Annotated in this window: 6 protein-coding genes and 1 pseudogene; 1 reads left to right on the forward strand and 6 read right to left on the reverse strand. The window is 57.2% G+C overall.

What is annotated here, in order from left to right; all coding sequences use genetic code 11:
* Positions 1 to 305 precede the first annotated feature (305 nt).
* From K410_RS37255 to K410_RS0126205, 5 genes are all read right to left on the reverse strand, one after another.
* The gene (locus K410_RS37255) at positions 306 to 758 is read right to left on the reverse strand and encodes a VOC family protein (RefSeq protein ID WP_155253696.1); all 453 of its coding nucleotides are present in this window, start codon (positions 756 to 758) and stop codon (positions 306 to 308) included.
* Positions 755 to 1,696 (reverse strand): class I SAM-dependent methyltransferase, encoded by a 942-nt coding sequence (locus K410_RS0126190; protein ID WP_028137618.1) that lies wholly within the window; start codon positions 1,694 to 1,696, stop codon positions 755 to 757. Before K410_RS0126190 ends, K410_RS37255 begins: the two co-directional genes overlap by 4 nt.
* Positions 1,697 to 1,708: 12 nt before the next feature.
* Positions 1,709 to 3,601 carry an HAD-IIIC family phosphatase gene (locus tag K410_RS37260; protein WP_080672247.1) on the reverse strand — a complete coding sequence of 631 codons (1,893 nt, stop codon included), beginning with the start codon at positions 3,599 to 3,601 and terminating at the stop codon, positions 1,709 to 1,711.
* A 36-nt stretch (positions 3,602 to 3,637) separates the two neighbouring features.
* On the reverse strand, positions 3,638 to 3,874 hold the full coding sequence (locus K410_RS0126200; RefSeq protein WP_196236065.1) for an acyl carrier protein: 237 nt from the start codon (positions 3,872 to 3,874) through the stop codon (positions 3,638 to 3,640).
* Positions 3,875 to 3,969: 95 nt separating this feature from the next.
* Positions 3,970 to 4,764 (reverse strand): AAC(3) family N-acetyltransferase, encoded by a 795-nt coding sequence (locus K410_RS0126205; RefSeq protein WP_196236066.1) that lies wholly within the window; start codon positions 4,762 to 4,764, stop codon positions 3,970 to 3,972.
* 656 nt (positions 4,765 to 5,420) lie between these two features.
* Here K410_RS0126205 and K410_RS0126210 point away from each other — a divergent pair.
* Positions 5,421 to 6,521 (forward strand): SGNH/GDSL hydrolase family protein, encoded by a 1,101-nt coding sequence (locus K410_RS0126210; protein WP_028137621.1) that lies wholly within the window; start codon positions 5,421 to 5,423, stop codon positions 6,519 to 6,521.
* 323 nt (positions 6,522 to 6,844) lie between these two features.
* On the opposite strand, the pseudogene K410_RS39820 reads toward K410_RS0126210, so the two are convergent.
* Positions 6,845 to 7,319: pseudogene (locus K410_RS39820) on the reverse strand (hypothetical protein); the annotation flags it as partial.

The raw sequence follows: 7,319 nt of genomic DNA on the forward strand, positions 1-7,319 counted from the left end.
GCCAAGCCTCGCCAGAGCAAACGCAGCGAGTAGCATTGGGGTCTTGTCCCACCAAAACCGTAGGTTGAGAGGATGCCCGGAACGGGGAGGAATATATCATTTGCTGGCCGACGACTAACTCGGCCTTCAGCAGTCAGACGAAGCCAATTGCAAAATAGGCCCGATCATCGAGCCCGAACGCTGGGCCCAGGGCAACCATGAGGATGCGGCCCACGGACTGTACTCGGCACCTTGGATCGCGTTACGGACGCTGCTGCGCTCGACCGAGATCAGGTTCTTGACCAAGAGGCTGGAGTTCGCTCCGGCTACACTGGAAGAAACTTGCGCACAGCTCCATCGCCCTCGATAAGCTCCACTATGAACCCTTCTGAGGTGAGAAAGAACTGGACCGGCGCACCGCCAAAGGCGATCGCTGCCTTTGCCGATCCCGTTGGCGTGGCACCATGAGCGCGGAAGTATCGCCCCGCTTCCGACAGATCCTTAACCCGGTACGCAACCTGATTGATCACTCCCCTGCGGGATGTTGCGATCTTTGCAACCGGAGAATTAGCACCGAGTGGCGAGATGAGTTCGAAGACGACATTGGTCACATCGCGCAGGAATTGCACGGAAACTCCAAGCAGCTCATCGTGATAGACCTGCGTTGCTGAAGCGATAGGCAACAAAGCACAAACAGTATTAAACCCTACCTTCAAATCCCGGACAACGAGACCAATGTGATCGAAGCTCATCTCAGGATGGATGGAAGATAACGTCAATTCGATCGTCCAACAATGCACGCTGAAATGGTAAGCTTATGCTTACGCGCCTGATCCAACGTGTGGTTTGTCATCGGAAAAAACTCCGCACGTTCTAATTCGAACCCAGCTTGCCTAACAGCGTCAACGGCATCTTCCGGCGTTCGTAACAAATAGAGATGATCCGGCGCAGGGCTGTTTATTGGGACGTTCACGAACAGGCGACCGCCGGGCTTGAGCAGGGAACGCAGTTTGAGCAAGGCGCCCTTGGGATCCTCCAGATGTTCAAGGACTTCGGAAAATGTGATGCAATCGAATTTTGCACTGTCGTCCGGGACGGCGTACAAGTCCTGCAGAACAAGCTCGGGCCGTTTGTCCGACATGCCGAGGATTGTAAGCGCGTCCCATGTCTGGCCGATGCTCGCCTTGCTGACATCCCAGCCCTTCACGCTGCCCGATCGCTCGTCCTTGAGAGCCTGATAGAGGAGCAGCCCGTGCCCCGGACCGATCTCCAGATAGTCGTAACCGGCAGGCGCCTGCTTCAGGAATACGTTGCGATAGAATTGATAGCACGCCGTGTGGTTCGACCAGTAGATCTGGGTCAAAAGCAGGCCATCCATGTACCTGCCCATGTATTCGGTGTTGCTGTAGACGAGGCGATTGGCTTCCTCGAAAGTCTGCAGCCTGTATCGCCCTTTCCGTCGGAAGAAGATTTCTTCTTCTCGAACGATCTTGCAAATGAAATCGTAGCCGTCACAGATTTCGCCAAGGCGCGGACCGGCGATCTGGCGAATCTGGCTGGCCAGCTCCTCGAGCGTCGTGAAATCTTCCGCCGACGCATGCGAGAACCGCATCTCGAGGTAGGCACGATGCGCCGGAGTCCTCTCATACTGAGTCCGCACCAGCGCGGCGAGCTGCGGAAAAAGCTGTTCATCGATCAGGCTTGATGCCGTGCTCAAGATATCTCTCCCTCAATGCGCGCCAACGGCATCGCGAATGCGGATGGGTGGCTTCTTGTCCTGATAAGTGTCCACGGCGAGCTCCCAGGCGGTTTCGCCGCCCGGACGCTCGCTGGTCAATTCGAACCCCAGATTACGATAATGATCCGCGACCATCATGTTCTTTTGTGTCGGGATATAGACGCCGCGCACGAACCTCTTGCCCAGCTGCCGGGTACGAGCGACGAGCCAATCTAGCGTCGCCTCGGGAACGCCGCGACCGAGCACGCGGCAGGACATCAGCCACGTATCGATCTCGATCGCATCGGCACCGATGTCCGCGATGATGACGCCAATCATGCCGTTGTCGCCAAAGACGTCACTGAGCCGCATCTGCAAGGTGATGCGACGTGAGTCGGCCTCCGCCGACGCCACATCTGCTTCCGAATAACGTCTGGTCGTCAAGTTGAACTGGTTGGACTTTGCGATTAATTGCGCGATCCGCTTGCGCCCGATCGCGTCGAACGGTTTGATCTGCAATTCCATCTCGAGCGACTGGAGATAATCCTCCTGTCGCGCGAACGATTTCAGTTGGGCCGTGCGCCTGGCATCGGCCCGATAGTAGGAGGCCCGCTCGCAGTCTTCCGCCGTGAACCCGGTCGTCTCGAAGTAGCAGGCGGATTGGAAGACCGGGATCCACTTCGTCACATCCTTGGGCAGCTCAGGCACGGCGACCTGAGGCAGAGCAAAGCGGATCTGCGCCCTCTCCGCAGGATTGTCGTCCAGAAAGACAAAGCTATCGAGGCCGAGGTTGAGAATGTCCGACAGCGCCTGCAGGTTGGCCGCCTTGTCGGTCCAGTTGATCTGGAAAACGGCGATGTCTTCCTCGACTAGAACCATCTCCGGGTGCGTGCGAAACGCATCCAGTGCAACGCTCTCCTCGTTCTTGGAGGAAACGCAGAGCACGATACCGCGGTCGCGCAATTCCTTCGCCATGGCCTGGAGCGCGCAATGAGCTTCGCCAACCGGGCTGCCGGGGCCGAGCAGCAGGTTCTCCTTGCCGTCGTCGCCGACGGTGCCGCCCCAAACGGTGTTGTCCAGATCGAGGACGAGAACCCGGCGGGACTTGCCGAACCTCAGCGCAATCAGCCTAACCAAATGCTCCGCATAAAGCGGCGCGTATTCTGGCGCGAACGGATACTTGGCCAAAGCCCAGTGCCGCGCGGAATTCCAATTCTCCTGACCGACCCTTTCGGACAGCATCGCGACGTCCAGCAGCAGGTCGCCGCTGGTTCGCACAAAATCGGACAATCCTGCATTGACCCGGCCAACAAGGTCCGCGTGCGAGCCCGGTATCAACCGATCGACATGCAGCCTGACGTGCGCGGGATCCGGCGTCAAAGTCTGAAAGATGACAGGCTTCTTGAGCGAGGAACGGATGCTCTCGCGGATTGCACGCAGGCGATCGATTGCCCGATTCGTGATTGCCACGGCGGCCTCGGGATTTCCGGGCGCCGCTCGCAAGCCGAAAGCATGCACGTCCATCGCGAGGACCACGATGTCCGGATTGAAAGTGCCGATGCCGTCACGGTCGCGCTCCAGCGAGACTTCGGGATCTTCGTATTCCGAGATCATGACATCGACACGCAATCCATGCCGGAGCCCGGTTCCGATCAGGGTTTCCTTCAGGTGCCGGGACGTGGAATTTGAGAGCAGCAACACGCGAACCGGCTGCAGGCCACTGGACTGACCATCCAATGACTGAATTCCGGCCAGGCATGTCGCAAGACGCCGAAGGCCGCCTGCGTCCCATTCATGTTGCGCCAGGCGAACCAGATCAGCGACACCGCTTCCGACAAGGCTGCGGCTGAGCTCGATGTCACTTGCCGTGGGTTGCGGCAGCCACCTCATCATCGGCTTGATCACGACAGGCTCGCTCGGACTGAGAAGAACTGGGCAACGTCACGCGTCGATCATCGAGATCAAATCGCTCACCGAGCGCACGCTCTCGATCTGCGCAGCATCGAACTCGCGGTCGAACTCTCTTTCGACTGCAGCAACGATACGAATTGTCGCAAGGCTGTCCCATCCGTCCACGTCGTCAGGTGTCGACTGCGCCGAAATCTGCAAATTCGGGAGATCGAGTTCCTCCCGGAAAATAGCCTGCAATCGGCCAATTACGTCTGCCTGCTTATCCACTATCCAAGCCCTTCGAGGTTGAGAAAACGCCTTCATATACTCCGATCGGCGTTGCTTCAACCAGAGTTTTCTCGTTTAATTTCAATGAAATAGTATCAGGTCATGAGGCGCCTGTGCCAAGGCATCCTGTACATGTTGATACCACGGCGACCGAGGGACACGCCGGTCATGATCGCGTCGCGTGCCGGAATTGACCACATCCACAAGTTCGACAGACGGAATTCGATGTACTGGTCGCGGGGATAATATCGGCCGAGCCACGCTGCATCGAAGGGGCCATTGCGGTTGAGATAGGTGTGCGTTCCCTCATTCCCGTCGCGGGTACGCCACCGATATGTGGTCGAGCCGTGAAAAATCGCGGCAAAGTCCGGATTCTCGCGGCGAAGAATGCTTTCGACGGCATGCAGGGGCGTCAGGGTCGCAAGAAACCTCCCTACTCCCAGCCCGACACAGAGAGCATCGACTTCCATTAGTTTCTGATAGGGGGATTCGGGATCCCACGGGGTCTCCGTCGTCTCGTGGTCCTTTACGAGAAACTCCGCGCGCGGCCCCAACGCAATAACCGACGACGAATTGTGAATGCTGCGCTTGACCCCCCGGTACCGCCTGAATGTTTCTGCGATCAGGCCGGTGGATACGGGTTCTCTGTGGACTTCGAGAATCTTACGGTCGTCAACCTTGAGGGGGATCGCGGACATCACCAGCGTTCCCTCGGGACCGATCATGTCGAGAAGCAAATCGATAACCGACGACGGCTTCCCTGAGTAATTATAGAACTCGTTCCAGGACGACTGGACCCAGACGGTCATTCCTGGCCTGATACCGAGCCTCTGAAACGCGGACCGCAACTCAGCAAGTGAGATCGGCGTCGTGAACAGCTTCTTTTCCAAGGCGAGCCTGCGGAGACGAACGTAGGACCGCACGTCTTTTCGGCCAACCACGCGCCGCAGCACGGAGATTGCAAGCTGTCGAAATGGGGTTAGCATCTGTATGGGAATTTGGCTCGCCACGATGGCTATTGATGCTCTGTCGCCAAGCGATCAGCTATCAGGTTCGGTCAAATATGTCGACAAGTTCGTTGGTACTGCAGCTGTCCGGCCGCCGGCGCAGAACGCACGACCAAGCTGGGTAAACGTCCACTATGCGCTGCCTGGAGAACCGCACGGCGACACCCCGTCAGAATCCGTCCGAACTATACTGCACTTCGTCAGACTGCTGGAGAGGACAACGAGATCGTTGATGCATTTTCGCGGTTCACGAGGGAGGACGCCTGCTGCGCAGCATCCGCTACCACGTACTGACCCTCGGCCCGCAACTGCACGCCCCCGACTGCTTAGCTAGACCGGGCTAGCCCCGCTATCCCAGCGCGACTTTGGTGCGATTGGACCGGTTAGCAGTATACGTCACCACAACGCTCGCATCTGCATTACGGTCAGCCGCTGTGCTTCGCGACCATTGCTCCTCCTGGGATAGTGTGCCATTTCTGAAAACATGGCGCAATGTGTAGGGCAACAAGACAATGATTCGGCGAGGGATCCGATTGGCGATGACCATCGCGCTCCTTTCCGGCTCGCTGGTACTGTCTGCGCTTTGGTTTAATTTCGGGGCAAAACTGGCTTATCAGTCAGACGATTTTCAGGCAAAGCACCAGAACGGGATCAGGATCGTCGACTTCGTAGAGGGCCGCCGCGGCGATATTTACGGCGACGACAGTGCTATCCTCCCGCATCCCTATCTTTTATACGTAAACCGACCGAATTTCTCTGCAAACGGCTTTCTCCAGCACGATGGATCTGGATACAGGATCGTTCCTCAGCCGGAACGGCCGCCTGGCTTGAAACCCAAAAAGGTCTTGGTCCTGGGAGGATCGACGACCTATAGTTATCCTTATATCCTCAATCCAGCTTACGCGTGGCCGAGCGTACTTCAGCAATTGCTTGGGCCAGGATTTCAAGTCATTAACGCTGGCCTGTCATCGGCAACGACCGCCGAGTTGCTGGCCGGATACATATTCCGTCACCGCTATCTGAAGCCCGACATCGTGATTGTTCACGAGGGCGGAAACGACGTGATGGCGATGATGCACCCTCACTACAATCCCGAATACAGTCATCTCAGGGCGGCAGCCTCCCGGCCAACCCCGGGCAGTTTGGACCGTGGCATATTGAGGTGGGGCGGATGGCCCGCGAAGCTTCTTTATGCATCGAATTGGAACGAGCAGGCCACTGTCTTCGTACCGGCCCCCACCAGCGGACTGCCAGCTCCACCTGAGGCGATGGACTCGGCTCTTCATGCGCCCACCCAAGGCTTCGAACGAAACTTGTCCCTGCTCGTGCGAAATATTCAAGAGGATGGAGCCGTCCCGGTTCTGTTTGGCTTCGTCCAGGCCAAGGAAGAAAATCTGTCGCGCAATCGTCCAGATATGGTTGGCAGGGAACACGCCTTTACGATCGCGCTCCACCGCAATTTACGAATCATGCAGCGCATCGCTGCGGATCACGACCTAATCTACCTCGATCCTGAGAAGTTCCAGACAAAGGACGAATGGTTCCTGGACAATTGTCATCTGAACGAAGAAGGAGAGGCCGCAAAAGCTAAGTTTGTTGTCGAGAGATTGCAGGCTATCCTTTACCCGGCAGAAAATTGATGAAGGACCAGCTATCGTCGGCATGGCGTCTTGGAGCGGTTCGGATTTCAGCCCCGTTGAATCAGAGCCGATAATTGCCGAGGACTGAGTGGTGATTGAGAAGGACCGACGAGATCGTGGAGCGTCCAGTGGTCCCGTCGCAAGCGCGCCATCACGCAAGCGCCATGGGAGACCAAGCAACTCCAGAGTGCGCGCGAATGTTACCTATCGCAGACTAGCGCTTGCGACCTTCGGAAGCTCGGTCGACCACGCGAAAAACTTCTAGGGGCGGCTATGGCCTCGCGAGGGGGAAATTCCCTCCGACGGAAACAGGCAGCAAAATGTTACCGAATTAGGAAGCCTTCGACAACAACCAATTCGTGGCCAACGCCGTTTTGATGAAGGTGTTCGGTGAACGGAGAAGAGCTGGGATCTGACTCACCGCCGTCCGCCGATGAAGTTGAAACAAGGTCTGGAATTGAGTTCCCTACCTCAACAACCCACGATACCTGATCAGTCGAACCTGATAGAGGACCGTTATTGAAGTGAAAACTATGTCCATCGGCGATCCCACTCGCTGAGGCCGAGGTCCCTACCACTCCATCCGCATTCAGATCCTGGTGGAATCTGCTCTCGGCCTGCTCCAGTATAACACTGGCCCCCGAGACCGTACCGGTGTGGCTAACATAGTTGCCACTGCTATCAGTGGACCAGATCGTGAATTGGTCCGTGCCGGCTATCTGCCAGGCGACCTCATAACCTGACGACGCCTGTTCTGCGCCGACGGGTACCCAACCTCCAAATTGTCCGGCAACGACT

It is taken from the genome of Bradyrhizobium sp. 22 (assembly GCF_000482425.1).
Taxonomy (GTDB): Bacteria; Pseudomonadota; Alphaproteobacteria; order Rhizobiales; family Xanthobacteraceae; genus Bradyrhizobium; species Bradyrhizobium japonicum_B.

Bases quoted from the DNA above. Each gene is read 5' to 3' on its own strand.
- K410_RS0126210 (WP_028137621.1), top strand. From the start codon at position 5,421: ATGACCATCGCGCTCCTTTCCGGCTCGCTGGTACTGTCTGCGCTTTGG.